The organism is Bacillus cereus (assembly GCF_002577405.1).
Lineage (GTDB): Bacteria > Bacillota > Bacilli > Bacillales > Bacillaceae_G > Bacillus_A > Bacillus_A cereus_AU.
This window is the reverse complement of the sequence record NZ_NULR01000002.1, coordinates 252,537-279,385: the sequence shown is the minus strand read 5'-3', so window position 1 is coordinate 279,385 and position 26,849 is coordinate 252,537. Positions and strand designations below refer to the sequence as shown.

The window sequence follows — 26,849 nt, the reverse complement described above, 5'->3', positions numbered from 1 at the left end:
AAAGGTGGATAAAAAGCAACTCATTACGGAGGTAAATGACTTATTAGAAACATATTGTGAAGGATGTTTTTTGCGAGAACATAATCGAAAGACAAATAGTAAATATTACGCCCATTCATTTTGTATTAGGCAATGTACAGTTGGAGAAACATTGAAAAAGTATGGAGAACAGTTGTCATAAAAAAACATCCAGAGAAAATTCTCTGGATGTTTTTTTTTAGTGCTTTGCTTCGTTTAATTGATGCTCGCACTTGCTTAATTTCTTTTCCTCATTCATTAGAAATGGCTCATCTAAATCTGTCGCAACAGATTTCATAATTTCAAGTTGAGAGCGAGCTGCTTCTACGGCAGTAGTGGCATGCTCTAATGTGTCTGGATCCATTGAAATTGTTGCAGAACCTACCATTTTTTGTGCCGTTTCTACACGGAATTTTACTTCTTCAAAATCATTTACATGTGATCCCATTGTTGTTGCCTCCTTTGTATTTTGCGCATTTCACATAGTTTTTGCTCTGTAAAACGGAAATATACAAAGGAATAACAAAGGAGGTTACCAAGTAAGGTAACCTCCTGTCATATGTTGGATTAAAGTTTTACTACGTTAGCAGCTTGAGGTCCACGGTTTCCTTCAGTGATGTCGAAAGATACTTCTTGACCTTCTTCTAAAGCTTTGTAGCCGTCGCCTTGGATAGCAGAGAAATGTACGAATACATCGTCAGCGCCTTCCATTTCAATAAATCCAAAACCTTTTTCGTTGTTAAACCATTTTACTTTTCCTTGCATGTTACAATTCCTCCTAAAAGCGTTTACTATTTTCATTTAGTGAAATTCATTCAAAAGATAATATAAACTAAAAGTGCTATAATCTTGAATATTCTGCTAAATGATTAATTCAAATATACACGAATTGGTAGAATTTAGTCAAGTAAGCGGTTTTAAATTTTTGTATTTTTAAATAATTTTTCAACTGAATTTTTAAAAGGTATAGGACAAGCCGAATATGTAATATTCTTAAGTGAATGCTGTACATAATGAGGTGAAAGAATGGGTGAGTCTTATTTATTAGATAATGAAGGAATGAAAAATAGAGCCGACATACCAAAATGGGTTGCAGAAGAATTTCATAATTTTTCGAGTGTTGTGTTAGAACCAACTTTTCCATGTTATTTCGGTTTAACAGCTTTAAAAAAGAATGAGCTCCGATACTCGTTTCTTTCTCATAATGATTGGGGTCATTTGTCAAATACAATGTTATCTTTCTTGGAGTTAATGAAAGAACGACCGCTTGTAAGAAGAGGATTTTTTCTATTTATAGAACCTGAACGTGAAGAGCAATCACTCGAATATTATCGAGATTATTTTTGGAAAGTACTACAGTATTTACATGAAAACGATGATCAAACATGGCCGCAGCAAATTCCAAAAAATCCAGACCACTATTTATGGGAATTTTCATTTGGTGGTGAACCAATATTTGCATTTGGGAATGCACCGGCTTATAAACAGCGAAAAACTAGACATTTAGGAAATTCTCTCGTTATTGGGTTTCAACCACGAACTATTTTCGATGGATTAGAAGGAGATCGTCCTAAAGGAGCGTATTCAAGACAAATGGTTCGTGAGCGAGTTGAAAAGTGGGATCAGTTGCCGAAACATCCTAACATTAGTCATTATGGTGATCCTGATCATCGAGAATGGAAGCAATATTTCATTGGGGATGATATTGAGCCGATTAAAGGGAAATGTCCTTTCCATCATAAAGTAGAAAAATAAGAGCCGTCATCTGGATGGCTCTTTTGTATATTTTGGATAAAAAAGGGTATTTTAGTAGTGAATATTTCTTATAAAAGCTAGTCTATTTTTAAAATTCACATCATTACTTAATAGTAAAGGAAGTAGAAAGGATAGAGCGATGTTTGGAGCAATTATACAACAAATTGTGTTAGGTATTTCATTAGCTGCGCCGGTAGGTCCGATTAATATTGAAATGTTAAAAAGAGGAATTGAACGTGGATTTTGGCATGCGTGGATTGTAGGAATTGGAGGAATGACTGCTGATATTTTGTTTATGCTTCTTATTTATTTCGGTTTATCTTCTGTGTTTATGTATACATATGTACAAGCATTTATGTATTGCATTGGTTTTTTCTTGTTATTTTATTTAGGGTTTCAAAGTGTAAAACAAGGAATTTCACACTCGAATATGGAATATAACAAAGAAGAGGTAGGTGGCCTTAAACAATCTTTTATGGCAGGTTTTTTAATTGCGATATCAAACCCATTAAATCTTGTTTTTTGGTTTGGCATTTACGGAAGTACACTTAGCTCATTACTTACAAAGGTAACGAAACAAGAAGCTTTTTTGTACAGTCTTTGCATTATTGTTGGTATTATTTTGTGGAACTTAAATATTGCTTTTTCTGTACATTTTGGAAGGACTTTATTAAAGCGAAAAGCACTTGGCTATATAACAGCCGGAGCAGGTATTATTTTAGTAGGATATTCTATCCATTTTGCATACAAGGCTTTACAGTTGTTCACATAAGATTGAAGGGGAGATTTTTATGTATCGAACCACTATTGACGGAAAAGAAATTATTATTACGTTAGCACCAAAAATCCGAAAAGAAATTACTGATAGGGATCCATTATATGAGGCAGTATTTCATATTGCAGCAAGATTGCTGCAAACGAAGCAACCGACTTTTGCGGTAAATCATGAATTATTTGGGCTCATTATTGGGGAAGTCCAAAGGGGCGAAGTAACAGTATTTGCAGTGGAACATATTATTCCGAAGCAAAATATATTTGGGTCGAACAATTTTTTCTCGACAATAGAGCAGCAGGCAAATTTGTAAAGTGAATAGAATAAGAATAAAATAGGAATAGAAAAGAAATAGTCGTAACGATATGTTGCGGCTGTTTTTTGGGGAAAAGGGGGAAGAAAGATGAAGAGAGTGGGGAAAGAGTTCTTTTTGCAACATGATATCGTTATTATGTATAGTATTCTATTTATTTTTATCATTATTTTAAAAATGCAATTTTTTACATGGATAGGTATGTTAGCATGTGTGTTTGGGATTGTTTTTTATACGCTTAACGAATATATGACACATCGTTTTTTATTCCATTTAAAGCCACCCAAAAATGCATTTTTATTAAAAATGTTAAGAAGGTTACATTATGATCATCACGTATATCCAGATGATTTAAAACTTTTATTTTTGCCTGTATGGTTTAGTATACCTAGCTTTACTATATATTTACTTATAGCATATGGTATTACAAAAAGTGTTACTATTACACTTTCATTTGGAATCGGAATGATTATCATGCTCCTCGTTTATGAATGGAAACATTATATTGCACATAAGCCGATTCGCCCCGTCACTAAGTTTGGAAGATGGTTAAAAAAACAGCATATATTACACCATTATAAAAATGAAAAGTTTTGGTTTGGTGTTTCAAATCCAGTGTTCGATTTTATATTTGGAACGCTTAAAGATGGGAAAGAAGTTGAATTAAGCGAAACAGCCCGTAATTTAGAAAAGGAAAAAAAGACAGAAGTAGTGCGATAAGCACTACTTCTATTTTTAATGAGGAAAAGATTTATCGAGCTTCACTTCATGCGGCTATTTGTGTGAACTGGGCTATTAATCCGTGTGGAGTGTACAAAATCTCTATGGAATCAAGTTACACTTTATTTTGAAAAAGTATATTAAAAATTTTGGAGAAATTGACGAAAAATGTCTATCGAAAAATCTTTGCAGGAATGTATGGATTGTCTAAAATGAATATAGGTTTCTGAATATTTATAAAATTTTGTCTTTTGTCATGCAAGGGGGAATTGTATTTTAAGTAAGAGAGGGGACTAGAGAATGAAACGAGATGATACGTCAGCACGTAAGTTGCAAAATGAAGTGAATTATACAGAAGTTGTTCAGTCAGAAGAGTTTCAATTACTATTAAATACGAAAAAGAAGTTTATTGTTCCGATGAGTATTTTCTTTTTAAGTTTTTTTATTGCGCTCCCAATATTAACATCATATTCAAAAGTGCTCAATACACCAGCATTTGGTGATGTTACATGGGCATGGGTATTTGCTTTTGCACAATTTATAATGACATGGGCATTATGTATGATTTATAGCAAAAAAGCAGAATCATTTGATGAAATCTCACAAAAAATTCTGCAAGACATGCAAAAGGGGAGGGGCTGAATTTGAATACGACTGCTTTTGCACTATTTTTAATTATCGTCCTCGGTACGCTCGTTATAACCTATTTTGCATCGAAAAAAACGAAAAATGCGAGTGAGTTTTATACGGCTGGAGGAGGATTAACGGGTTGGCAGAATGGTCTAGCCATTGCTGGGGATTATATGTCTGCTGCTTCATTTCTCGGTATTGCTGGAGCAATAGCGCTAACTGGATTTGATGGCTTCTTTTATAGTATCGGCTTTTTAGTTGCTTATTTAGTTGTACTATATCTCGTTGCAGAACCGCTTAGAAATTTAGGGAAATACACGCTTGCTGATATGATTGCCGCACGTTTTGATGCGAAAAAAGTTCGTGGTATTGCCGCGCTTAATACGATGACGATTTCAATTTTTTATATGATTGCACAATTAGTTGGTGCAGGTGCACTTATTAAATTATTATTAGGCATAGAATATACGACATCTGTATTAATCGTGGGCACACTTATGACAGTGTATGTTATTTTTGGTGGTATGACTGCTACGAGCTGGGTACAAATTGTTAAAGCTGTACTACTTATGGCTGGTACATTTATTATTTCTGTTATCGTTTTCTCAAAATTTAATTTCAGTGTAACTGAAATGTTCGCTCAAATGAAAACAGCTACTCCATTAAAAGATTCATTTTTAAATCCGGGAGTAAAGTATAAAGATGGTCTCGATACACTTTCTTTAAATTTAGGACTAGTACTTGGTACAGCTGGATTACCGCATATTCTTGTCCGCTTTTTTACAGTACGTGATGCAAAAACGGCACGTCAATCTGTTGTGTACGCTACGTGGTTAATTGGTGCGTTTTATATTATGACAATTTTCCTAGGGTTTGGAGCAGCGGCGTTTGTAGGAAATGAGGCAATTATTAAAGCGAACCCTGCTGGTAATATGGCAGCACCTCTATTAGCTAAAGCGTTAGGTGGAGATTTCTTATTTGCTTTCGTATCAGCAATCGCCTTTGCAACTATTTTAGCTGTAGTGGCAGGGCTTGTATTAACAGCAGCATCAGCTTTCGCACATGATTTTTATAATGAGATTATTCGTAAAGGGAAATCAACGGAAAAAGAGCAAGTATCCATGGCTCGTTATGCGTCTATTGGAGTAGCGGTATTATCTATTATACTAGCGTTATTTGCTCAAACATTGAACGTAGCATTTTTAGTTTCACTAGCATTTGCAGTTGCTGCTAGTGCAAACCTACCAGTTATATTATTTACAATATATTGGAAGCGTTTTAACACAACGGGTGCGATCTCTGGTATGATTGTAGGTCTTGTGTCAGCAATCGTTCTCGTAGCGTTAAGTCCAAACGTTTGGAATCCTGTAGCTGGAAAAGCTATTTTTGTCGGGGAAGCGATATTCCCATATACGACACCTGGAATTGTTTCTATTCCGCTTGGATTCCTTGCAGCCTATTTAGGAACTGTTTTATCCAGTAAGAAAGAGGACGCAGCGAAATTTGATGAAATTCTTGTGAAATCTAATACTGGTCATGGTATTAGCGATGCATCTTCACATTAAAAAAAGAGGAGCTTTTCGATATATAAGAAAAGCTCCTTTTTCTTTTGGCATTTTATTATAAATATTACTTTATTTTGGGTAGGATTTGTCTTTGTTTTGTGGAATGAAAATAGCAGGGAGAAATTTAAATCATCATGGCACCAGTGCAGCTTTTGTGAAAAATAAGTTGTTATGGAAGGTGGAAGAAATGATGAAAACGAAACAAACTGATGAATTATTAGCAAAAGATGAGCAATATGTTTGGCACGGAATGCGTCCCTTTAGTCCAAATAATACAATGGTAGGGGCAAAAGCAGAAGGATGCTGGGTTGAAGATATACAAGGGAAAAGATATTTAGATGGTATGAGTGGTCTTTGGTGTGTGAATAGTGGATACGGAAGAAAAGAGCTTGCAGAGGCGGCCTATGAACAATTACAAACGTTATCATACTTTCCGATGTCACAATCACATGAGCCGGCTATAAAGCTTGCAGAAAAGTTAAATGAGTGGCTTGGTGGAGAGTATGTTATATTCTTCTCTAATAGTGGTTCAGAAGCGAATGAAACAGCTTTTAAAATAGCAAGGCAATATTATGCTCAAAAAGGTGAGCCACATCGTTATAAATTTATGTCACGTTACCGTGGGTATCATGGAAATACAATGGCAACGATGGCAGCAACTGGACAAGCACAGCGCAGATATCAATATGAGCCATTTGCTTCAGGATTTTTACATGTAACGCCGCCGGATTGCTACCGCATGCCAGAAATGGAGTCACAAAATATTTATGATGTAGAATGTGTAAAAGAAGTAGATCGTGTTATGACATGGGAATTAAGTGAAACGATTGCAGCTTTTATTATGGAACCAATTATTACAGGAGGAGGCATATTAATGCCGCCACAAGACTATATGAAAGCTGTTCATGAAACGTGTCAAAAACACGGGGCGTTACTCATTAGTGATGAAGTTATTTGCGGTTTTGGGCGCACAGGAAAAGCATTTGGATTTATGAATTATGATGTAAAGCCAGATATTATTACGATGGCAAAAGGGATTACGAGTGCATACTTACCATTATCTGCAACAGCTGTGAAAAAAGAAATATATGAAGCATTTAAAGGAACGGGAGAATATGAATTCTTCCGCCATATTAATACATTTGGTGGGAATCCAGCTGCTTGTGCATTAGCGCTTAAAAATTTAGAAATTATGGAAAATGAAAATTTAATTGAGCGCTCTGCACAAATGGGTTCACTTTTATTAAATCAATTAAAAGAAGAAATTGGAGAACATCCGCTTGTTGGGAATATTAGAGGGAAAGGGCTATTAGTTGGAATTGAGCTAGTAAATGATAAAGAGACGAAAGAGCCAATTGATAACGATAAAATTGCAAGTGTTGTAAATGCTTGTAAAGAAAAGGGATTAATTATCGGACGCAATGGTATGACAACGGCCGGCTATAATAATGTCTTAACATTAGCACCGCCTCTTGTTATTTCAAGTGAAGAAATTGCTTTCGTTGTTGGAACAGTGAAGACGGCGATGGAACGTATTTAACTAGTAAAAAGGAGATTACTATCCTATAAGATAGTAATCTCCTTTTATTATAGTAAAGTTATTTACTTGCTTTCATTGCTTTATCTTTAGCACCAAAAGTGTATTTTAACATTGGTGGTGTAATCATTGTTGTTAAAATAACGACAATAACGATAGCTGTGAAATAATCTTGTGCTAATAAGCCAGAAGAAAGTCCTGTTCCTGCGATGATAAGTGCAACCTCACCACGTGAAACCATGCCAGCACCGATAATTGCAGAAGACTTTGCATCAAATCCAGTCATGCGTGCACCGAATCCACAACCGATTAGTTTCGTTAATACAGCGATAACTGTTAATGCTAAAATGAACCAAAATTGATCACCAATACCGTCAAATGTAATATTCATACCGATACTAACGAAGAATATTGGTACGAACATAGCGTAAGCGATTGGTTCTACTTTCTTTTCTACTTCATGTTTGTAGTTCGTTTGAGAAATAGCGATACCAGCTGCGAAAGCACCGATAATACCAGCAATTCCTAATAGTTCGCCGAAATATGCGAATGAGAAACAGATGATAAGTGCTGCGCTAATGATAGACTCCGATACGCGTAGTGGTGATAACCAACGCATAATCGCTGGAACACCTTTCCAACCGATTAAAATAATAGAAGCAAAGAATACTACTTTCTTCAAGATAACCATTGTTAAGTTAACATCATCTGTACCTAAGAAGCTCATTGCAAATGCTAATAAAATAACAACAAGAATGTCATCGAATACAGCTGCTCCAAGCATCGTTGTACTTTCACGTGTTTTCATCTTACCTAAATCGCGTAGCGTTTGAACGGAAATACTAACACTTGTTGCACATAGAAGTAACCCTAAAAAGACAGCGTTCCCTTGTTCCATTCCCATAACAAGGCCGGAAACGTAACCACCTACGAATGGAAGAATGATACCTCCGAGTGCAACAGCTAAAGAAGAATTACGATTTGCGTTTAATTCCTCTAAGTCTGTTTCAAGTCCAGCCATAAACATTAAAAGAATAACACCGACATTACTTAATTGCGTTAGAAGCTCTGAATTTTCAATCCAACCTAATACAGCTGGACCGATAACGATACCGACAATTAATTTACCAAGTACAGAAGGTTGGCCTAATCTAACACTAAGATCACCAGCAAGCTTTGTACTTAATAAAATAAGTGCGATTTGAAAGAAAAATTCGAATTCCATTTAATCCTCTCCTTATCACTTTGTATTTTTATTAAACGATTTCTCGGAATTTGCCTAATGAAAATATGTAAAAACCCATTAAACAAAGGATCTTATTACAGGTTCTTTTGAACTTGTAATTTGAACCTGTAATTAATATATAATAAAATTTATTAAAAATCAATGAAAAAATAGCAGATTTTCATGATAGGATTCGATTTAGGTATGGAGGTAATCACTATATAATAAGAAGAAATAAGGCTACATTTTTAACGAATTGGAGTAGGGTATATGTTATTAAATAAACGTTTTACAATTGGAGAAATGGCAAAAATGCATAATATAGCGGAATCTACTTTACGCTATTATGATGAAAAAGGAATTTTTCATCCGTCTATTGTAGATCCGCAAACGAATTATCGCTATTACACAATCGATCAGTTTTCACTATTGGATATGATAAAATTTTTACGGCAGTTAAATATTCCGTTAAAGGAAATTAAGAAATATATTGATGAAAGAAATCCAGATTACGCACTCAATTTACTTGAAAAGCAACAAGAACTGATGCTGAAAAAACAAAGAGAAGTTGAGTATGCTTTGGCGAAAATGGAACATAGAATTCATTTAATAAAGAAGGCGACGAAAGCGGAAACAGATCGAATTGTTATGAAAAAGATACCGAAAAGAAAAATAACCGCGATTGCAGTGGCGCCGAATACGACAGATGATATGTTTGAATATTATATCCATTCGCTTCAAAAAAATATGAAGCAAATTGATGATAGTCTATTTTCAGGAGATATAGGTGTGACAATTTCAAAAAAAGCATTAATGCAAAAGGAGTTTCAAGCGTATAGCAGTGTGTTTATTCTTTTGGATTATATGCCGTATGAATTGCATAGTTCAGATGAAATTAAAGAAGGTTTATTTGCTTGTTCTTATCATCATGGACCGTATGAAGAAACAGATGCAACGTATAAGAAGTTACTTACATACATTGATAAAGAAGGTTACGAAGTGAATGGAGATTCGATTGAGATTGGGTTGATTGATTGGTCTGTAACAGAAAATCCAGATGAGCAAGTAACAGAAATTCAAATTCCTGTAGTAGAAAAATAAGGTGAAAACCTTTGAGTGGATTACAGATTAATATTTATTAGTATAATTCAGTTACCTATTTTTCAATTCTCTCTTGACCTTCAAGTTACTTGAAGGTTTAAACTGTGAACAGAGCGTTGAAAAAAGGAGCAATAGTATGGAAGCAACAGAAAAATTAAGAGAAAAACCAATTAAAAGTTTATTTATTTCTTATTTAATACCAGCTGTTCTTGGAATGGTATTAATGTCAGTTAATATTGTGATTGATGCGGTCATGATCAGTAGGGGAGTTGGAGCGAACGGTTTAGCAGGGGTAAACGTGGCGATTCCAGCGTTTTCAATTTTCTTCTCGATTTCATTATGGATTGGAATGGGCGGGGCAACGTTATATTCCATTGCACTAGGTGAAAATAAATTAGAAAGAGCAAGATCTATTTTTACTCAATCTATGACAGTGGCAGTTATTATCGTAGGTGTTTTAGCGGCTATTTGCTTATGGAGAATAGAAGATTTAGCAAATCTGTTCGGTGCAAATGAAGTGATTTTACCATATGCGTTAGACTATTTACACGTGTTATTAACATTTGGAATGATATACGTTTTAGAAAATATTTTAAGTACATTTATACGAAATGATGGAAATCCTAATTTAGCAATGGCAGGTCTTGTTGTAACGGCTATATTAAACATAGTGTTTGACTATATCTTTATTTTTATTTTGGGATGGGGCGTAACAGGTGCTGCTTCAGCGACTATTCTTTCGGCAGCGATTGGTTTCCTTGTATTATTAACCCACTTCTTTAGAAAAAATAGTATTTTAAAGTGGACGAAATTCCATTTTGAATGGGATACAATTAAACAAATTATGGTAATAGGTTTCCCGAGCTTTACAGCTGAAAGTACGGTAGCAATCGTAACGATTGGTTTTAATATCGCATTCGTCCAATATGCAGGAGAAGTAGGTGTTGCTTCCTATGCGATGGTGAATAGTATTCATGCAATGACATTGCTATTATTCTTCGGTGTAGGTGCTGCATTGCAACCAATTGCTAGTTTCCATTACGGTGCAAATTTATCAGAGAGACTTCGTGAAGGATTGCAGTTTGCTGTAAAAATTGCAGTTGTACTCGGGGGCGTTGCGATAATTGTCGGATTATTCTTCGGGAAATATATCATCGGTCTATTTGATGTCCAATCTCCAGAATTATTGGAGTTAACATTAACAGGTATTAGCTTGTTCTTTATCCAATACGTATTTTTAGGCTATAACATTGTGTATGGAGAGTACTTCCAATCAGTGCGACAAACGAAAAAATCGGTACTTATTATAATGAGCCGCGGGTTACTATTTATTATTCCATTGTTATGGATTATGCCGAAATTATTTGGTATAAATGGAATTTGGCTCGTTATGCCTGTTGCGGAAGTAATGACAGCGATTATCGTATTTACGATGAATCGTATGAAACATCCTGTTCCATTAAACATGGCAGGAGAGAAAGAAGCAATATGATGAAGAAAATCCCCTTAAACAATTAAGGGGATTTTTTTATTCCTTTACACTAATAGCAAATGATCCGTCCGTTTCTTGAACAGACGCAAAAGCAACGTTTTTAATAGTTGTAATTCCTTTTTCTTTTAATTCTTTATACAACCACTTTTCGTCTTTATGAATTAATTTTAAGTTATCGTATTGAATTTGTGAATCAACGATAAGGGCGATAGGTAATCCAGCATATGTAACATCAATGTTTAAATCTTTTGGAGTTAATGGTACAAGCTCTCTCTTTGGTAAAATACTAATAGCTCCATTCGCTTCTAAAATTGCATATTCAATTTCATGAACACTTGGATATCCTGCAACGCGAAGATTAGAAAGTAATTCAGCGATTGGATATCTGCTTTTTTGTAAGTTCTCAAAAATTATATCACCATGTTTAATTAAAATGATGGGGTGTCCGAGAATGAAACGATTTAGTTTGTTGAATAAGCTTAATTTCGTAAGGAGCAAATGCAAACATGTAATAACAACCATACCGAGAAAGGCTTGCAAAGTACCAGAGACTGGTATAGCTTGAAAAGCTAAATAAGATAAAAAGATAATAGCCCCAAAATCATGAGGAGTTAGTTGTGCTAATGCGGATTTTCCGAGTAACTTAAGTGATAGTAAAAATAAGATGAAAAAGACTGATACGTTACATAAAAAGAGAAGCAATAGGGACACTCCTTCGTGCGAAGTTGTACTTACTATTCCCGAAAGTAATAGAAATATTACCTTTAGGAGGATAAATTAGGGTTAATTGGAATTTATCTGTATACAAACAAATAAATGGATATTATCATGAAGAAAGTAAAGAAAATAGGAGTATATGAATATGAGAAAGAAGAAAATAATTAAGTACATTTTAGTTGTTATAATGATTTGCGCCGTGTATGCGGGGTTTTTACAATATAACATTTATAAGCATGGGCATATGAATGCGACCTACGATGCTGATTATATAATTGTACTCGGATCGAAAGTAAATGGAACGAAACCGTCTTATTCATTGCAATATCGTATTGATAAAGCAGCTGAGTATTTAAAATCACATGATAAAACAATCGCTATTGTGTCTGGAGGAAAAGGAAAAGGAGAAGATATTACAGAAGCATTAGCGATGAAACAAGGATTAATGAAACAAAATATTGCAGAAGACCGAATTTTAATGGAAGACAAGTCGACAAGTACAGATGAAAATATTAAATTCTCAAAACCTCTTATCCCTGAATATATGAAAAAAGGGATGATTGTAACGAACGATTTTCATATGTTCCGAGCGAAAAAGATTGCAGAAAAACAAGGATTGACATTAGAAGGTCTTCCAGCAAAAACACCGAAGCCGATTATTATTCAATCGAATATACGAGAGTATTTAGCAATTACTCAATATTGGTTTATGAATCGAATATAGTTAAAAAGGAATCCCGCCTGACATTTCAGGCGGGATTCCTTTTAATGAGGAAAATCTTACAAAACTGTCATCTTAATGAAAGGTAAAGCGATAGTTTCTAAAGTGGATCCCTGACATAATAAAGATAACAAAAAACATTAGAGGTGATTCGGATGAAAGGAAATAATATATTATCTTCACTATGTTACTTTAGTATATTTTTCGCACCATTTTTACTGCCAATTATCGTGTACTTTGTTGCGGAGGATGAAGTGAAATATCACGCGAAAAAAGCATTTTGGTCACATATTTTCCCGTATGCAATCTTATTTGGTGGATTAGCGGTGTCGGGCGTATACGGTCTAAGCTTCAATCAATCTGATGGTGCTGGAATTGGAATGGCTATCACATATGCGGTATTCATTCTTGTAGGAATATATTACTTCATTTGGAACATCGTAAAAGGTATCAAAGTTTTGAAAGCGGCGTAATAAGATAAGAAATAATTTGATGTAAATCTGTCGTTATTTGTCGGTAAATAGATATCCTTTTTCGAATCGTTGATATAATGAAATTATCGTTAATATAATTTCATTTACCGTACTAATAGACGTTTTAAAAAAGAGCAATTCAAAAAGAATTGCTTTTTTGTGCTTATAAGTTGTGAATATTGAAAAGGGTATGTTAATTTTTCTTTATGAAGAGAAAAAAGGAGTGATTTTCATGAATGAGATGATACATAAAATGGAGCAACATGTTTCAGTTCGTAAATATAAAGAAGAATCAATTTCAAAAGAGGTAATAGAAAGAATGGTGCAAGCTGCTCAGTATGCGGCTTCCTCACATTTTGTACAGGCGTACTCTGTTATATATGTAACAGATCAGGAATTAAAGGCTAAACTAGCAGAGTTATCTGGAAATCGTCACGTGAAAGACTGTGCAGCATTCTTTGTTTGTTGTGCAGATTTAAAACGTCTTGAAATGGCATGTGCTAAACATGGTACAGAGATAAAACATGAAGGAGTAGAAGACTTTATCGTTGCGACGGTAGATACTTCACTTTTTGCACAAAACTTAGCACTAGCAGCAGAATCGTTAGGATACGGCATTTGTTATATTGGTGGAATTCGTAATAACCCGAGGGAAGTGAGCGAATTGCTGCATTTGCCGGATAAAGTATATCCTGTATTCGGAATGACAGTTGGTGTACCAAATGAAGAACATGGAGTGAAACCACGTTTACCAGTAGCAGCAATCCTTCATGAAAATGGGTATGATGAAAAGAAATACGATGAATTATTAAACGAATACGATGAAACGATGAGCGCGTATTACAAAGAAAGATCATCAAACAAGAAAAACGTAACATGGACGGAATCAATGAGTTCGTTTATGTCTAAAGAGAAGAGAATGCATATGAAAGAGTTTTTAAGTGAAAAAGGGTTAAATAAGAAATAAGTAAAAGGACAAACCTGAGATATGGGTTTGTCCTTTTTTAGAGGATAAATGTTATTTTCCTCTTAATTCTTCCCACATATTCTGAAGGGCTTCCAATATAATGGCTACATCCCTTTTGAATATTAGTAATACTTACTTACAAATTAAAATCTTTAATTTTATTTAATTATTATTTATAAGTATACTTAACGTAATAATATTTTGAATATTCTTAAAAGTTATCGTTCAACCACTTCCATATGAATAAAGGGGGGAATCATTTAATGAGTTATAATTTAGACGAAAATCTGAAAAGAAGTGCAAGTAAGTTCCCAGACAGTATCGCTTATATCTATAGAGATAAAAGTGTTACTTATAGAGAACTAAATCAGCAGGTAGATCAATTGGCTGCTGGTTTGTCTGCCCGAGGAATTGGGAAGGGAGATGGGGTGGCTCTTTTATTAGGAAATAGCCCTGAATTTCTCATTACGTATTACGGCATTTTACGATTAGGTGCATTTGTTGTTCCGATGAATCCTTTGTATACGAAAGAGGAGATGAACTACATTTTAGACGATAGCCAAGTTAAAGCGGTTATTGCTCATGTATCTGTAGAACCGAAGTTATCAGAAGTAAAGGAACAATTGAAAAATCTAATGCTAGTTATTTATACAGATGCCGAGAATCAGGAATGTACATGGGAGCATCTGATGGAAACAAACAATAATGTTTGGCTAAGCCCTTTCATTGATCAGGAAGACCTTGCAGTCATTTTATACACATCAGGAACAACAGGGAAACCAAAGGGTGCGATGTTATCACATCGGAATTTGGCTTCAAATGCAGATGCCATTTCAGAATTAATTGAGCTTCATGGTAAAGATTGTGTAGTAGCTGTTCTACCAATGTTTCATGTTTTTTGTATGACTATTTGTCTGAATGCACCAATTGCTTGCGGGGCAACTGTCCTGATCCTACCTAAATTCAGCCCTCTTGATGTAATCAATACCATTCGAGAAAAAAAGGCAACAGTGTTTGCTGGAGTTCCTACGATGTATAATTTTATCTTGCAATTGCCTGAATCCAAGGAGGAAGATTTCTTATCCGTTCGCTTGTGTATCTCAGGAGGTGCCTCGATTCCGGTCGAGCTGCTACAAAAATTTGAAAACAAATATAATGTTTTTATCTTGGAAGGGTATGGTCTTTCAGAAACGGCTCCTCTTGTCGCTATTAATCCTTTAAAGGGAACCCGCAAAGCAGGCTCTATCGGCCTAAATATACCAGGTCTCAAGAGCAAAATTGTCAATGAGGACGGAAAAGAATTGCCCAGAGGAGAAGTCGGAGAATTAGTAGTTCAAGGGCCAAACGTAATGAATGGATACTTGAGGATGCCGGAAGCTACATCAGCGGTCTTAATAGATGGATGGTTTTACACTGATGATCTAGCGACAATGGATGAAGAAGGATACATCTATATTGTGGATCGCAAGAAGGACAAGATTATTGTTGGTGGATACAATGTATATCCTCGTGAAGTGGAGGAAGTTCTGTATCAACATCCTGCTGTTATAGAGGCGGCGGTAATCGGAGTTTCAGATGGAGAATACGAAGAAAAAGTAAAAGCTTATGTCGTAGTCAATGATGAACGAATCACCATGAATGACATTATCCGATTTTGTCAGGATAAGCTGGTTAAATACAAGCTTCCTAGCCAAGTGGAATTTTCTAAGGGGTTACCTAAGAACTCAACAGGGAAAATTTTGCGCAGAGAGTTAAGACAATTGATTGAAGTTAAGTAAGAAACTAACTAACCATATTATTGAAGGAGGAATATTTATGTCGCTCATTTTAAAGGAAAAGGTTCAAGGACCAGTAGCGTGGAAAGGTATTGATCTAGCTAAAGATGATTCATGGGTTTATTATTTGTCTGAGAAAACAATAGCATCTCTTGAAAGCGCTTTATTTCTTGTTAAACAAAAGGGTTTAAAAGCACCTAATTTTAACAAGGAAGACTTTCAGATTCCGGATCTCTCTGACGAAATTGCATACTTTGTGGAAGAATTAGAGAATGGGAGGGGCTTTCTATTAATTCGTGGATTGCCAATGGAAAGGTATACGGATGAAGAAGTGAGCACTATTTATTGGGGACTCGGACTTCACATGGGCATTCCGGTATCGCAAAACGCAAACGGTGACCTCTTAGGGCACGTCATTGATCAAGGTCTGAGTTTGGAAAATTCAAATGTACGCGGTTACCAAACGAAATTGCATCTGCCTTTTCACGCGGATGGATCTGATGTCGTTGGATTATTAAGCCTTCGAAAAGGGAAATCTGGGGGTTTCAGTAGTATCATAAGTTCAATGGCTGTTTATAATGAAATTCTTGAGAAGTACCCAGAGTATTTAGGAATTCTCTGTCGTCCATTCAACTTTGATCGACGTGGTGAGGAGTCGCCAGGTGAATCACCAGTATTTACATCACCAATTTTTAGTTACTATGATGGTAAATTGAGCTGCAGATATGTCCGTACATTTATTGAATCAGCACAAGCGAAAACGGGTATCCATTTGTCAAAAGTTGAAATTGAAGCTTTAGACATACTGGATTCCATCCTTCATGATGAAAATATGCACTATAATATGATGCTAGAAGAAGGTGATATGCAATTCGTTAATAATTATACAGTTCTTCACTCACGTACTCAATATGAAGACTATGAAGAACAGGAACGAAAACGCCATTTATTAAGATTATGGCTCACGATGCCAAATGGCCGAGAAATTGCAAATGATTTCGCGATGTTTATTGATGAGAAAACAGGTAAAGCCGGTCGCGGTGGTATTCCAGTCCGTGGAAAAACATCTGGTGGTATTGTAGAAAACTTAAAGTAATTGAGTTTAAATCCGAAAGACTGACCTTTATAAACCAATTTATTAGAACACCAATTGATTCATGTAATGGGGAACGCCTTTTCAGATGGTAGGAAAAGGCTTTCCCTTGATGGTAAAAATAGGGGGGATTTATACGTTGAGCACTCCAAAGTATTCTTGGATTATATTATTATTTCTAGTTGCTTCAGGTATGATCAATCAAGTTGATAAAATTGTTATTGGTTTGGTTTCCGTTCCCCTTATGAAAGAATTACATTTAAGCCCTTCACAATGGGGATTGGTGGGAAGTTCTTTCTTTTGGTTCTTTACTTTTTCTTCTATCATTCTTGGTGGTATGGCCGATTCCAAAAATACGAAAAAAATGTTAACTTGGATGTCACTTACATGGTTGATTGTTCAATTTCTTACACCTTTTGTTTCCACTCTGTCTCTATTAGTCTTTACGAGAATGATCTTGGGAGCAGGCGAGGGTCCAGCACCTGCTCTATCAACGGCAATAATGGGGAAATGGTTTCCGAAACACAGACATGGTATAGGCTTTGGTGCCGTTCTGTTAGGAACAACAGGCGGAGCAGCTATTGCTTCACCATTATTAATCTCTTTAATCGATCAATATGGATGGAGATCTGCTTTTATAGCCATGGGAGCTGTTGGGCTTATTGTGCTAGTTTTATGGGTCATTTTCGGTAAAGAAAGTCCACAAGAAATTGGATTGCCTTCATTTCATCAAGAGGAGCAGCATTCATCAACCCTTTCTAAGGTTTCTTGGCGTCAGTTTCTTCCACATCTTTTATCTAAAAATTTTGTTTTTACTGTTTTATGTGGAGGTTGTGCTTATTGGTTATTGTCCGTTCAAGCAATATGGTTTCCAGCGTATTTTACTAAAGTTCAACATTTTAATGGTCAAACATTAAAGTTAGCCGTGTCATTACCTTTTCTTTTCGCCGCCATTAGCCAAATCGGATTTTCTTTGCTATCAGACCGGATTTATCGCAAAACTGGGGATATTCGTAAAGCGCGAATAAATCTTGCCGGTTCCATGATGGTGCTATCTGCCCTTTGTGTATATCTAGCAAATGTTGTGAATTCTTCTGCTGTATCCATCCTGTTCTTCACCCTTGCTCCAGGCTTTGCTTATGTCATTCTTTCACTCGCGCCCGCAATATTTATGGATTTTTTTTCTCCTAAGAACATCGGAAAAGCGCAAGGGACGTTCATTGCTCTTGCAAGCTCAACAAGTATTATTGCTCCACTCGTATTTGGGTATTTCATCCAATATGCAACGACTGAGGCAATGGGATATCGTTATGGATTTCAAGTAACTGCTTTTGGGATGTTCATTATCGGATTATTGTTTTGGATCGTTGTACGTCCCGCAAAGCAAGACAGCATAAAAATAAAAGCAGAGGAGCAAGTGAGTATTTAAAAGATATACAGCAAGTAAGGCACAGTAATAACTTCAAAGAAGAATCGTCGTAGTTAGTGAATATATCAAATTGAGGTAAGGGGACCATAACGATGTTGAGGGATTATGTGGCCAATGAATCTATTACTTAATTTTTTGAAAGGGGTGTTTGTGTGATTGGATGACGGTATATATTCATGAAACTCACTTGTAAAAAACTGAATATTCAGTCTTTTATGGTGTAAGTGTTATCGATGTTTCGGGAGATAGCGAGAGGTCAGGGGTAAGGAACGATTAAGGAACTTCTCTTTTCTTCATTGTTAATGCAAAAAAATTCAGTCATCTTAAGTAGGGAAATAACCAAATTAATAAAGGAGGATTATTTATGTCGATCATTTTAAAGGAAAAAATTCAAGGGCGTTCAGTGTGGAAGGGTATTGAACTAGCTAAAGATGATTCATGGATTTATTATTTGTCCGAAAAAATGATTGCTGCACTTGAGAAGGCTGTATTACATGTTCAGCGTAAGGGATTAAAAGCACCTGAGTTTGGAAAAGAAGATTTTCAGATTCCGGATCTTGCTGACGAGATCACTTACTTTGTTGACGAGCTGGAAAATGGTAGAGGATTCCTATTGATTCGTGGATTGCCAATGGAACGTTATACTGATGAAGAAGCAAGTATCATTTACTGGGGGCTCGGACTTTACCTAGGTATTCCAATCATTCAAAGTAAAAAAGGTGACCTTTTAGGGCATATCAAAGACGTAGGTCTCGACTTTAAAAATACTAGTGTACGTGGTTACCAAACGAATGTACACCTTCCTTATCACACAGACCTCGCTGATGTAGTTGGCTTACTATGCCTTCGCAAAGCAAAATCTGGTGGTCTAAGTAGTATCGCAAGTTCTATGGCTATTTATAATGAAATTCTTGAGAAGTATCCAGAATATCTTGGAATTCTTTATCGCCCATTCTTCCATGATCTTCGCGGGGAAGAAGTACAAGGTTCATCTCCAGTAGTTTCATCACCAATCTTTAGTTATTACAATGGTAAATTAAGCTGCAGATGGATACGAAATTATATCGAATCTGCACAAACGAAAACAGATGTTTCTTTGACGAAATTAGAAATCGAAGCATTTGATTTACTAGATTCCCTTACTCATGATAAGAACATGCATATTGATATGATGATGGAACCAGGTGATATGCAATTTGTTAATAATTATACAGTTATGCATTCACGCACAGTATTTGAAGATTATGAAGAAGATGACCGCAAACGTCATTTATTAAGATTGTGGCTTATGATGCCAAATGGTAGAAAAATTGCCCCAGATTTCGAGTTTTATATCGGAGGAGTACCTGTAAATAGATAAAGTGAAGCTTCTTATCAGTAGGGGCTTCATCCCCCTGTTGATGGAAAGCTCATTACTGCTAGTTAATGCGGAATAAACAGCTGGTGAGAAGTAAAATCGTCTTTTTTTCTTATATTAAGTTGTATGGTGATTTTATTCATCGAAATAAGGTGAATAAAATCACCATTGTATGTTTTCCAATGATGAAGTGAATGTGAAGGTTTCAGGACAGGAAGAAAGGTTTAGGAAATATTCGGGTTAGTTTGAAAAAAATGAAGTGAGGATGATGTTTCTTGGTAAATTTAGATCCGCAAGCAGAAAAGTTTTTACAAGTATGTAATCAGATGCCACCTATTCATACGATGGATCCTAAAGCAGTAAGAGATATGCTTTCCAACGCACCACGCCCCGCTGTATCATTGGATCTGGTTTCAAAGGTAGAAAATTTAATGATACAGGTAAGTCAAGATGAAGAAATCAAATGTAGAGTATACATACCGGAGGGGCAAGGTCCCTTCCCAATATTTATTTATTACCATGGTGGAGGATGGGTTCTAGGAGACATTGACGTGGTGGATGCAAGTTGCCGAATGATCGCAAATAGAACAGCTAGTATTGTCGTATCTGTTAACTATCGTCTCGCCCCAGAGTATAAATTCCCTACTCCAGTTGAAGACGCATATGCGGCATTGGAATGGTTTTATGAAAAAGGTTCCTCTTTTAATGGAGATGTTACTAGATTGGCAGTAGGGGGGGATAGCGTGGGTGGAAACCTAGCAACAGTAGTTACTATGATGGCGAGAGACAGAAAAGGCCCTAACATCACTGCACAGGTTTTAATTTATCCTGCGACCAATCTTGAGTTTAATACGGAATCCCACCAAACATTTGCAAAAGGATTTGGGCTAGATCGTGAACAGCTGGTTTGGTTCCGTGATCATTATTTAAGGAATGATGAGGACAAAAATAATGAATATGCTTCTCCTTTGGTTGCTGAAGATTTAAGTGGTCTCCCGCCAGCAATTGTAATCACCGCAGAAAATGATGTACTTCGGGATGAAGGAATGGCTTATGCTGAACGTCTGAAAAAATTTGGTGTGCAAGTTGAATATGCATGTGAACCTGGTATGATCCACGGCTTTTTTGCAAACATGGCTATTTTTTCTAAGAACATTGAATCAACGATTTCTAAGATTGACAAGTTCCTGAATACTGCTAAATATACAATAGGGATAGATTGAAATCGAAAAAGTTATAAAAAACGAGCCCCAGCTTTTAGCGAGGCTCGTTTTCAAATACACTATTATTGGTAATCTAAGATACAGTTACAATATCTATCCTAGCTTTTTAGTAAAAAACGGTATCTCCAATTCCACCGGTTACCGAAATGACATCACCAGTAATAGATGCTGCCAAAGGTGAAGCCAAGAAGGTAATGACATTAGCAATTTCTTCTACTGTAATCAGGCGGCCGATTGCATTGAGTGAGGCCATCTGACGCACAGCTTCTTCGTTAGTGACTCGATTTCTAAACATTTCAGTATCGACAATCCCTGGATAAACAGCATTGACGTTAATTCCATGCTTTCCTAACTCCAATGATGCAGATTTTGTTAAATGGACAACAGATGCATTACGTGGACCGGAACTAAAATAATTACCGCCAATTCTAGCAGCCAGACCACTTATACTTATAATGCGTCCCCAATTATTTTCAATCATATAGGGAGCTACAGCTCGGATACAACGAAAATAGCCCATATACTTTTCTTCAAAATCTTTCAAAATAAGTTCATCTTTAATACTATTAAAATCTTCTGGTTCAAAGCCGCCAACACGTGCTCCACTGTTGACTAAAATATCGATGCCTCCCATTGCCGCTGCTGATTTTTCAACTAAATTTAGAATAGAGTCAGGATCAGTGGTATCTGCCACAATCGGATAGATATTTCTTTTTGTTTCTTGGGCTAATTCCTCTGCCGCAATTTTTAGTGAGGACTCGTTTCTTGAACAAATCGTACAATCTACACCTTCCAGAGCTAATTGACGGGCAGTAGCTTTACCAATTCCGCGGCTTCCTCCAACAATAAGTGCTTTTTTTCCGGATAACTTTAAGTCCATATTTTAACCCCCTGTTTTGATTTAACCGTAAAAGATCAAACTTTGGAAAAATCCCCTGAATATTGAATCATTTCTATTATTAATTTTACACATAAATTATAATTAAATAAAATTAAAGATTTTAATTTGTAAGTAAGTATTACTAATATAAAAAAGTTATTTTGTAATTAATGAAAATAGGACCGATACCTTACTCTGTAAAATGTATCGGTCTTGTGCGATTGAATAGGCTCTTCAAGGGGAGGAGCATACCCCCATTCTCGTTTATCCCGCTATTTGTGTCTATCTCAAGGATGAGAGAAGTGAAGAAGATAGGTGGAGAGTTGTGTTTTGTGATTTCAACAATATATTGTAATTGTTTACTGCATATAACTGTGTTCCTTTTGAATATTAGCGATATTTACTTACATATTAAAACTTTTAATTTTATTTATCTGAAAATTATGAATATAATCTAAATAACAATCCATGCAGTTGTATCGGTTGTTATTTAAAGCACTCTTGCATAGGCGGAGAAGGAGGACAGCACTTAAGAAGTTATAATTTATTTGACAAAGAATTTGAGAAGGGAGATGGAGTTGAAGTTGATCTTTTATTAGGAAACAATCTACAAAAATATGATAACGCTTTCACGTTTAGGGAGGCTTGCAGTAATTTTATACACATTATGAAGAACCAGAACGTAAACGTCATTTATTAAGATCATGGCTCACGATGCCAAACGGCCGAGAAGTTGCACGTGATTTAGCGATGTTTATAGATGAGAAGGCAGGTAAAGAAGGTCGCGGTGGTATTGTAGAAAACTTAAGGTAAGGGGAGATTGTTATATTGAACACCCCAAAATATTCTTGGATTATATTATTATTCCTAGTTGCTTCAGGTATGATCAACCAAGTTGATAAAATTATCATTGGTTTGGTTTCCATCCCAGTAATGAAAGAGTTACATTTAAGTCCTTCGCAATGGGGATTGGTGGGAAGTTCTTTCTTTTGGTTCTTCACTTTTTCCTCTATCATTCTTGGGGGCATGGCCGATTCCAAAAATACGAAAAAAATGTTAACTTGGATGTCGCTGGTATGGTTGATTGTTCAATTTATTACACCTTTTGTTTCTAGTCTATCTCTGCTAGTCTTTACAAGAATGATCTTGGGAGCAGGCGAAGGTGCAGCCCCTGCTCTATCAACGGCTATAGTTGGAAAATGGTTCCCAAAACATAGACATGGTATAGGCTTTGGTGCTGTTCTCTGTGGAGCCACAATTGGGCCTGCAATTGCTACACCATTATTAATCTCCTTGATCAATCAATATGGATGGAGATCTGCGTTTCTAGTCATGGGGATTGTTGGACTGATTGTATTAGTTTTATGGATCATTTTCGGTAAAGACAGTCCACAAGAAATCGGGTTGCCTTCATTTCATCAAGAGGAGGAGCATTCATCAACCCTCTCCAAGGTTTCTTGGCGTCAGTTTCTTCCACATCTTTTATCTAAAAATTTTGTTTTTATTATTTTGTGTGGAGGTTGTGCCTATTGGCTATTGTCCGTTCAAGCTATATGGTTTCCGGCATACTTTACCAAAGTTCAACATTTTGATAATCAAACATTAAAATTAGCTGTGTCGTTACCGTTTCTTTTCGCCGCCATTAGTCAAATTGGCTTTTCTATGCTATCAGACCGGATTTATCGCAAAACTGGGGACATTCGTAAAGCACGAATAAATGTTGCCGGTTCCACCATGGTGCTATCTGCTCTTTGTGTATATATAGCAAATGCCGTGAATTCAAGTGCTATATCCATATTGTTTTTCACCCTTGCTCCAGGTTTTGCGTATGTCATTCTTTCACTTGCACCTGCAATATTGATGGATTTTTTTTCTCCAAAAAACATTGGAAAAGCACAAGGGATTTACGTTGCTCTTGCAAGCTCAACAAGTATTATTGCTCCGCTCGTATTCGGGTATTTCATCCAGTATGCAGCGACTGAGGAAATGGGATATCGTTATGGATTTCAAGTAACTGCTTTGTGTATGTTCGTTATTGGATTACTGTTTTTGATTGTTGTACGTCCCGCGAATCAAAGTCATACAACAATAAAAGCAGAGGAGCAAGTAAGTATTTAAAAATTAATGATGGATCTGGGAGGGAAAGAAAGGAGTAAATATGAAAAGGAGGTTGCTAAATGGATCGTTGTGTACATTGTCATGAAGTATTAGCCATTATGGAACGGAATCGCAGCGAGTGTTGGAATTGTCAAGAGAAGATGTCCGAGACTTACTCGGATGATTATATTGAAGTAGAAGATGAAGTAAAAGAGGTTGTAAGACAGAATTTGGAGCTTCGCAGGTAGCAAAAAAAGCAAGTCATCTTCTGATTGAACCAACCTAAAAGAAATATTTAAGTACTTATGAATCACCAAATCAATTGGAATGAAAGGTGAATTGGAAAATTCCGTCCATATTTATGGTAATTGTTCAATATTGATACTGTACTCCTTTTTGAATATTAATAATATTTATTTGCACATTAAAATCTTTAATTTTATTTAATTATAACTTATGAGTATAATCCATAATATAGTAAGTTTTAAAAATTTTGAATATTAAAAATTTTTTAAGGGGGTCTAGAATGTCATCTACACAATTGTTTGATTTAACAGGACAGACAGCAATGGTTACCGGAGGTGGTAGCGGGTTAGGGCGTGTAATGGCACTGGCGTTAGCTGAGGCCGGTGCAAATGTGATAGTTTGCTCACGTCGTATAGAAGTTTGCGAAGAAGTTGTGAAAGAAATCGAGGCGTTAGGAGGACAAGCACTTGCCTTATCATTGGATATAACAGTTCCTGAATCTATCGCTCAAGGTGTGGAGATAGCGGTTTCTCATTTTGGGAAAATCGAAATTTTAGTCAACAGTAGCGGAACGGTTTTTGAAACGCCTGCTACGGACATGCCTTTAACAGAATGGCAAGCTATGCTCGATACAAATGTGACAGGAACATTTTTAATGTGTCAGGCTGTAGGAAGACATATGATAGACAACGAATACGGAAAAATCATTAATATTTCTTCTTCAATCGGCTTTAAAGGTACTGACCCAGAAGCAGTAGATTCTGTAGGATATACAACAAGTAAGGGGGCAGTTATGACTTTAACGAAGGATCTTGCAGTTAAGTGGGGCCGCCATGGTGTACATGTGAATTCTATTGCTCCTGGAGTTTTCACTACTGGAATGAATAACCCAGAAATACCTGGAACACTTGTGCATAAGGCCGGTCCTATTATTGCCTCCCAAGTTCCAGTAAGGAGATTAGGTAGAGACAAAGATTTAGTAGGAGCAGTCCTTTATTTTGCTTCAGCAGCTTCTGATTATTGTACAGGACAAATATTGACTCTTGATGGGGGACTTGGTGCTAAGTAAGTCCCAAAAAAATAATTAAACTTAATTCGTGAATATATCAAATTGAGGGTGTGAATTAGTAGAAGTTAATTATAAGTTAAAAATAATCACTTCACTTAATTTTTAATTATGAACACACTGAAAATGATAGATTCGCAGTAGTTAATCAACTGACTAATGTAAGCGTTATCAATATGATGATTTTAAAAAATTGAAAGAGGGGATATAAATGGAGAACGTAAAAAATGTAAAAGAGGTAGTGGCATTTCATGCTAATAATATTTGTCCAGATGATTTACCTTGGATTCCTTATTTTGGAGATGCGAAGTTTAAATTACTTAAGGCCAATCCAGTAACCGGACAGACGGTTACGCTATTAAAAGTTCCTGCGGCTATGCAACTTCCTGCTCATTTTCATCCTGGTACGGTCATTGTTTATACTGTCCAAGGCGCTTGGAGATATCTCGAAGATCCTTGGGTTTCTAAAGCTGGTGATGTCGTTTATGAGCCAGCTGGCTCCTCACATACACCTCAAGCTGTAGGGGATGAAGAAGTTATTACGCTTAATATTGTTGAAGGAACATTAGATTATTTAGGTGAGAATGGAGAAATTATTGCCAGAGATAATTGGGAGTCATTTTTGAAAAAATACCATGAGCATTGCGCAGCTGAAGGAATTGAACCGGTTGATGTGACTAAATTTTAAAAGATAGATTTGTATAAAGAGAAGCTCGACGTTCACATGCGACGAGCTTCCCTTTTTGCTTTCTTAAATTTGAATAATTTTGGATTTAAGATGATGAATATATTTGTTGGCAAAAGTGGATAAATGTTTATTCTCTGATCGAACCATTCCTAAAGAAATATTTACAGTCCTATGATTCATCAAATCAACGGGAATGATATCACCATTGTTGACAGGGGGATAATTTTTCATTACGAAATCAGGGGCAAATGTAATAGCTAAACTTTCGATGATGGCCTGAAGAACTCCATCCATATTGTTTGATGTAAATAGGATTTTTAAGGGTTTATATTTATTAAAGAAATCTTGAACAAAATACTGCATAAATTCACCTTTATATGTAACGAGAGTTTGATCAAGTATATCATGAGGAGTTATGGTACCAAGAAACGCTAAGGGAGAATGCTTAGAAACATATACTTTCTGTTTCCCTTCAAATAGTGTTTCAAAAGCTATTCCTTCCATATTTACATTTAAATCGGGCGAATACGTAATCAGTCCGATGTCGGTCTTATGCTGTCGAATATCTTCAATTACAGCATGTCCACTTTTTTCGGTAACCTCCACATTTACATGTGGATATTCATGTCTAAAAGCAGCTATAGCTTTTACTAGAAACGTCGTCAATCCGGGTAAAGAAGATAACCTTAGTTCTCCCGCTTCCATGGAGTTGAATGAGCTGGCTGTTTCCTTTATTTCTTCAATTTTTCTCAGTACTCCGTAGGCTAGTTTTAGAATGATTCTACCTTCATCGGTTGGTACAGCACCGTGTCCTCGTGAGCGATTAAGGATCTTAACCCCTAACTCCTTTTCTAAGCTGGAAATGGATTGGCTAATCGTAGATTGGGTCACATGAAGATTCTGTGCTGCTTTAGTCAGAGAACTGTGTTTTGAGACCTCAATAATATATACTAATTGCTCAATGTTCATGACCGCTCCCCTTTTCGAAT

Annotated in this window: 28 protein-coding genes; 22 read left to right on the top strand and 6 right to left on the bottom strand. The window is 36.0% G+C overall.

From position 1 onward, the window contains the following. Window positions 1–4: 4 nt before the first annotated feature. Complete coding sequence (locus COC96_RS04660) at window positions 5–181, top strand: zinc-finger domain-containing protein (protein WP_000358801.1); 177 nt, start codon at window positions 5–7, stop codon at window positions 179–181. 36 nt (window positions 182–217) lie between these two features. On the opposite strand, the gene COC96_RS04655 is transcribed toward COC96_RS04660, so the two are convergent. Then, window positions 218–466, bottom strand: a complete 249-nt coding sequence (locus COC96_RS04655) for a DUF2564 family protein (protein ID WP_097902247.1) — start codon at window positions 464–466, stop codon at window positions 218–220. Between the two features lie 119 nt (window positions 467–585). Further along, entirely contained in the window at window positions 586–783 is a 198-nt protein-coding gene (cspB, locus tag COC96_RS04650) for a cold shock-like protein CspB (protein ID WP_001161731.1), read from the bottom strand. Window positions 784–1,044: 261 nt separating this feature from the next. Between cspB and COC96_RS04645 the strand changes: the two genes are divergently transcribed. From COC96_RS04645 to COC96_RS04615, 7 genes are all read left to right on the top strand, one after another. Beyond that, a complete protein-coding gene (locus COC96_RS04645; RefSeq protein WP_098267285.1) occupies window positions 1,045–1,773 on the top strand; it encodes a YqcI/YcgG family protein in 729 nt (242 codons plus the stop codon). Between the two features lie 139 nt (window positions 1,774–1,912). Beyond that, window positions 1,913–2,545: a LysE family transporter gene (locus COC96_RS04640; RefSeq protein ID WP_098267286.1), complete on the top strand. Its 633-nt coding sequence runs from the start codon at window positions 1,913–1,915 to the stop codon at window positions 2,543–2,545. Window positions 2,546–2,564: 19 nt separating this feature from the next. Continuing rightward, complete coding sequence (locus COC96_RS04635) at window positions 2,565–2,858, top strand: cytoplasmic protein (RefSeq protein ID WP_098267287.1); 294 nt, start codon at window positions 2,565–2,567, stop codon at window positions 2,856–2,858. Between the two features lie 90 nt (window positions 2,859–2,948). After that, window positions 2,949–3,578 (top strand): sterol desaturase family protein, encoded by a 630-nt coding sequence (locus COC96_RS04630; RefSeq protein ID WP_098267288.1) that lies wholly within the window; start codon window positions 2,949–2,951, stop codon window positions 3,576–3,578. Between the two features lie 300 nt (window positions 3,579–3,878). Then, window positions 3,879–4,220, top strand: coding sequence for a DUF485 domain-containing protein (locus tag COC96_RS04625; protein ID WP_016088563.1), 342 nt, complete (start codon window positions 3,879–3,881; stop codon window positions 4,218–4,220). A gap of 2 nt (window positions 4,221–4,222) precedes the next feature. Then, window positions 4,223–5,773, top strand: a complete 1,551-nt coding sequence (locus tag COC96_RS04620) for a solute symporter family protein (RefSeq protein ID WP_218009834.1) — start codon at window positions 4,223–4,225, stop codon at window positions 5,771–5,773. 190 nt (window positions 5,774–5,963) lie between these two features. Further along, on the top strand, window positions 5,964–7,313 hold the full coding sequence (locus COC96_RS04615; protein ID WP_141535949.1) for an aspartate aminotransferase family protein: 1,350 nt from the start codon (window positions 5,964–5,966) through the stop codon (window positions 7,311–7,313). A gap of 58 nt (window positions 7,314–7,371) precedes the next feature. Here the strand turns inward: COC96_RS04615 and COC96_RS04610 are convergent, their stop codons facing one another. Beyond that, on the bottom strand, window positions 7,372–8,535 hold the full coding sequence (locus tag COC96_RS04610) for a cation:proton antiporter (RefSeq protein WP_098768376.1): 1,164 nt from the start codon (window positions 8,533–8,535) through the stop codon (window positions 7,372–7,374). Between the two features lie 270 nt (window positions 8,536–8,805). Between COC96_RS04610 and COC96_RS04605 the strand changes: the two genes are divergently transcribed. Next, window positions 8,806–9,636, top strand: a complete 831-nt coding sequence (locus tag COC96_RS04605) for a MerR family transcriptional regulator (protein WP_098267291.1) — start codon at window positions 8,806–8,808, stop codon at window positions 9,634–9,636. A gap of 136 nt (window positions 9,637–9,772) precedes the next feature. Beyond that, a complete protein-coding gene (locus tag COC96_RS04600; RefSeq protein ID WP_098267292.1) occupies window positions 9,773–11,128 on the top strand; it encodes an MATE family efflux transporter in 1,356 nt (451 codons plus the stop codon). A 36-nt stretch (window positions 11,129–11,164) separates the two neighbouring features. On the opposite strand, the gene COC96_RS04595 is transcribed toward COC96_RS04600, so the two are convergent. Further along, on the bottom strand, window positions 11,165–11,830 hold the full coding sequence (locus COC96_RS04595; RefSeq protein WP_098267293.1) for a DUF421 domain-containing protein: 666 nt from the start codon (window positions 11,828–11,830) through the stop codon (window positions 11,165–11,167). 160 nt (window positions 11,831–11,990) lie between these two features. On the opposite strand from COC96_RS04595, the gene COC96_RS04590 reads away from it, so the two are divergent. The 8 genes from COC96_RS04590 (at window position 11,991) to COC96_RS04555 (ending at window position 20,883) form a co-directional block, all read left to right on the top strand. Further along, complete coding sequence (locus COC96_RS04590) at window positions 11,991–12,569, top strand: YdcF family protein (protein WP_141535948.1); 579 nt, start codon at window positions 11,991–11,993, stop codon at window positions 12,567–12,569. A 152-nt stretch (window positions 12,570–12,721) separates the two neighbouring features. Beyond that, complete coding sequence (locus tag COC96_RS04585) at window positions 12,722–13,039, top strand: DUF4870 domain-containing protein (protein WP_098267295.1); 318 nt, start codon at window positions 12,722–12,724, stop codon at window positions 13,037–13,039. A gap of 232 nt (window positions 13,040–13,271) precedes the next feature. Next, the gene (gene nfsA, locus COC96_RS04580) at window positions 13,272–14,006 is read left to right on the top strand and encodes an oxygen-insensitive NADPH nitroreductase (RefSeq protein ID WP_141535947.1); all 735 of its coding nucleotides are present in this window, start codon (window positions 13,272–13,274) and stop codon (window positions 14,004–14,006) included. 263 nt (window positions 14,007–14,269) lie between these two features. Then, window positions 14,270–15,784, top strand: coding sequence for a long-chain-fatty-acid--CoA ligase (locus tag COC96_RS04575; RefSeq protein ID WP_098267297.1), 1,515 nt, complete (start codon window positions 14,270–14,272; stop codon window positions 15,782–15,784). 37 nt (window positions 15,785–15,821) lie between these two features. Beyond that, complete coding sequence (locus COC96_RS04570; RefSeq protein WP_098267298.1) at window positions 15,822–16,877, top strand: TauD/TfdA family dioxygenase; 1,056 nt, start codon at window positions 15,822–15,824, stop codon at window positions 16,875–16,877. Between the two features lie 136 nt (window positions 16,878–17,013). After that, window positions 17,014–18,303 (top strand): MFS transporter, encoded by a 1,290-nt coding sequence (locus COC96_RS04565; RefSeq protein WP_225316044.1) that lies wholly within the window; start codon window positions 17,014–17,016, stop codon window positions 18,301–18,303. Between the two features lie 364 nt (window positions 18,304–18,667). Then, a complete protein-coding gene (locus COC96_RS04560; RefSeq protein WP_098267300.1) occupies window positions 18,668–19,663 on the top strand; it encodes a TauD/TfdA family dioxygenase in 996 nt (331 codons plus the stop codon). A 272-nt stretch (window positions 19,664–19,935) separates the two neighbouring features. Then, window positions 19,936–20,883 carry an alpha/beta hydrolase gene (locus COC96_RS04555; RefSeq protein ID WP_098267301.1) on the top strand — a complete coding sequence of 316 codons (948 nt, stop codon included), beginning with the start codon at window positions 19,936–19,938 and terminating at the stop codon, window positions 20,881–20,883. Window positions 20,884–20,989: 106 nt separating this feature from the next. Here the strand turns inward: COC96_RS04555 and COC96_RS04550 are convergent, their stop codons facing one another. Beyond that, window positions 20,990–21,763, bottom strand: a complete 774-nt coding sequence (locus COC96_RS04550) for an SDR family NAD(P)-dependent oxidoreductase (protein WP_098267302.1) — start codon at window positions 21,761–21,763, stop codon at window positions 20,990–20,992. Between the two features lie 828 nt (window positions 21,764–22,591). Here COC96_RS04550 and COC96_RS04545 point away from each other — a divergent pair. The 4 genes from COC96_RS04545 to COC96_RS04535 all read left to right on the top strand — a co-directional run bounded on the left by COC96_RS04545 (window position 22,592) and on the right by COC96_RS04535 (window position 25,860). Next, the gene (locus COC96_RS04545; protein ID WP_098267303.1) at window positions 22,592–23,881 is read left to right on the top strand and encodes an MFS transporter; all 1,290 of its coding nucleotides are present in this window, start codon (window positions 22,592–22,594) and stop codon (window positions 23,879–23,881) included. A 59-nt stretch (window positions 23,882–23,940) separates the two neighbouring features. Beyond that, window positions 23,941–24,108: a hypothetical protein gene (locus COC96_RS27470; RefSeq protein WP_170933768.1), complete on the top strand. Its 168-nt coding sequence runs from the start codon at window positions 23,941–23,943 to the stop codon at window positions 24,106–24,108. A 278-nt stretch (window positions 24,109–24,386) separates the two neighbouring features. Next, window positions 24,387–25,175, top strand: coding sequence for an SDR family NAD(P)-dependent oxidoreductase (locus COC96_RS04540; protein ID WP_088231100.1), 789 nt, complete (start codon window positions 24,387–24,389; stop codon window positions 25,173–25,175). Between the two features lie 208 nt (window positions 25,176–25,383). Further along, window positions 25,384–25,860, top strand: a complete 477-nt coding sequence (locus COC96_RS04535; protein ID WP_098768375.1) for a 2,4'-dihydroxyacetophenone dioxygenase family protein — start codon at window positions 25,384–25,386, stop codon at window positions 25,858–25,860. A 63-nt stretch (window positions 25,861–25,923) separates the two neighbouring features. On the opposite strand, the gene COC96_RS04530 is transcribed toward COC96_RS04535, so the two are convergent. Next, the gene (locus tag COC96_RS04530) at window positions 25,924–26,829 is read right to left on the bottom strand and encodes a LysR family transcriptional regulator (RefSeq protein WP_098267305.1); all 906 of its coding nucleotides are present in this window, start codon (window positions 26,827–26,829) and stop codon (window positions 25,924–25,926) included. Window positions 26,830–26,849 lie beyond the last annotated feature (20 nt).

Coding starts and splice junctions, on each gene's coding strand:
- COC96_RS04645 (WP_098267285.1), top strand. CDS start 1,045: ATGGGTGAGTCTTATTTATTAGATAATGAAGGAATGAAAAATAGAGCC.
- COC96_RS04550 (WP_098267302.1), bottom strand. CDS start 21,763: ATGGACTTAAAGTTATCCGGAAAAAAAGCACTTATTGTTGGAGGAAGC.
- COC96_RS04615 (WP_141535949.1), top strand. CDS start 5,964: ATGAAAACGAAACAAACTGATGAATTATTAGCAAAAGATGAGCAATAT.
- COC96_RS04635 (WP_098267287.1), top strand. CDS start 2,565: ATGTATCGAACCACTATTGACGGAAAAGAAATTATTATTACGTTAGCA.
- COC96_RS04630 (WP_098267288.1), top strand. CDS start 2,949: ATGAAGAGAGTGGGGAAAGAGTTCTTTTTGCAACATGATATCGTTATT.
- COC96_RS04535 (WP_098768375.1), top strand. CDS start 25,384: ATGGAGAACGTAAAAAATGTAAAAGAGGTAGTGGCATTTCATGCTAAT.
- COC96_RS27470 (WP_170933768.1), top strand. CDS start 23,941: ATGGATCGTTGTGTACATTGTCATGAAGTATTAGCCATTATGGAACGG.
- COC96_RS04585 (WP_098267295.1), top strand. CDS start 12,722: ATGAAAGGAAATAATATATTATCTTCACTATGTTACTTTAGTATATTT.
- COC96_RS04590 (WP_141535948.1), top strand. CDS start 11,991: ATGAGAAAGAAGAAAATAATTAAGTACATTTTAGTTGTTATAATGATT.
- COC96_RS04540 (WP_088231100.1), top strand. CDS start 24,387: ATGTCATCTACACAATTGTTTGATTTAACAGGACAGACAGCAATGGTT.
- COC96_RS04600 (WP_098267292.1), top strand. CDS start 9,773: ATGGAAGCAACAGAAAAATTAAGAGAAAAACCAATTAAAAGTTTATTT.
- COC96_RS04625 (WP_016088563.1), top strand. CDS start 3,879: ATGAAACGAGATGATACGTCAGCACGTAAGTTGCAAAATGAAGTGAAT.
- nfsA (WP_141535947.1), top strand. CDS start 13,272: ATGAATGAGATGATACATAAAATGGAGCAACATGTTTCAGTTCGTAAA.
- cspB (WP_001161731.1), bottom strand. CDS start 783: ATGCAAGGAAAAGTAAAATGGTTTAACAACGAAAAAGGTTTTGGATTT.
- COC96_RS04570 (WP_098267298.1), top strand. CDS start 15,822: ATGTCGCTCATTTTAAAGGAAAAGGTTCAAGGACCAGTAGCGTGGAAA.
- COC96_RS04575 (WP_098267297.1), top strand. CDS start 14,270: ATGAGTTATAATTTAGACGAAAATCTGAAAAGAAGTGCAAGTAAGTTC.
- COC96_RS04640 (WP_098267286.1), top strand. CDS start 1,913: ATGTTTGGAGCAATTATACAACAAATTGTGTTAGGTATTTCATTAGCT.
- COC96_RS04530 (WP_098267305.1), bottom strand. CDS start 26,829: ATGAACATTGAGCAATTAGTATATATTATTGAGGTCTCAAAACACAGT.
- COC96_RS04655 (WP_097902247.1), bottom strand. CDS start 466: ATGGGATCACATGTAAATGATTTTGAAGAAGTAAAATTCCGTGTAGAA.
- COC96_RS04560 (WP_098267300.1), top strand. CDS start 18,668: ATGTCGATCATTTTAAAGGAAAAAATTCAAGGGCGTTCAGTGTGGAAG.
- COC96_RS04610 (WP_098768376.1), bottom strand. CDS start 8,535: ATGGAATTCGAATTTTTCTTTCAAATCGCACTTATTTTATTAAGTACA.
- COC96_RS04605 (WP_098267291.1), top strand. CDS start 8,806: ATGTTATTAAATAAACGTTTTACAATTGGAGAAATGGCAAAAATGCAT.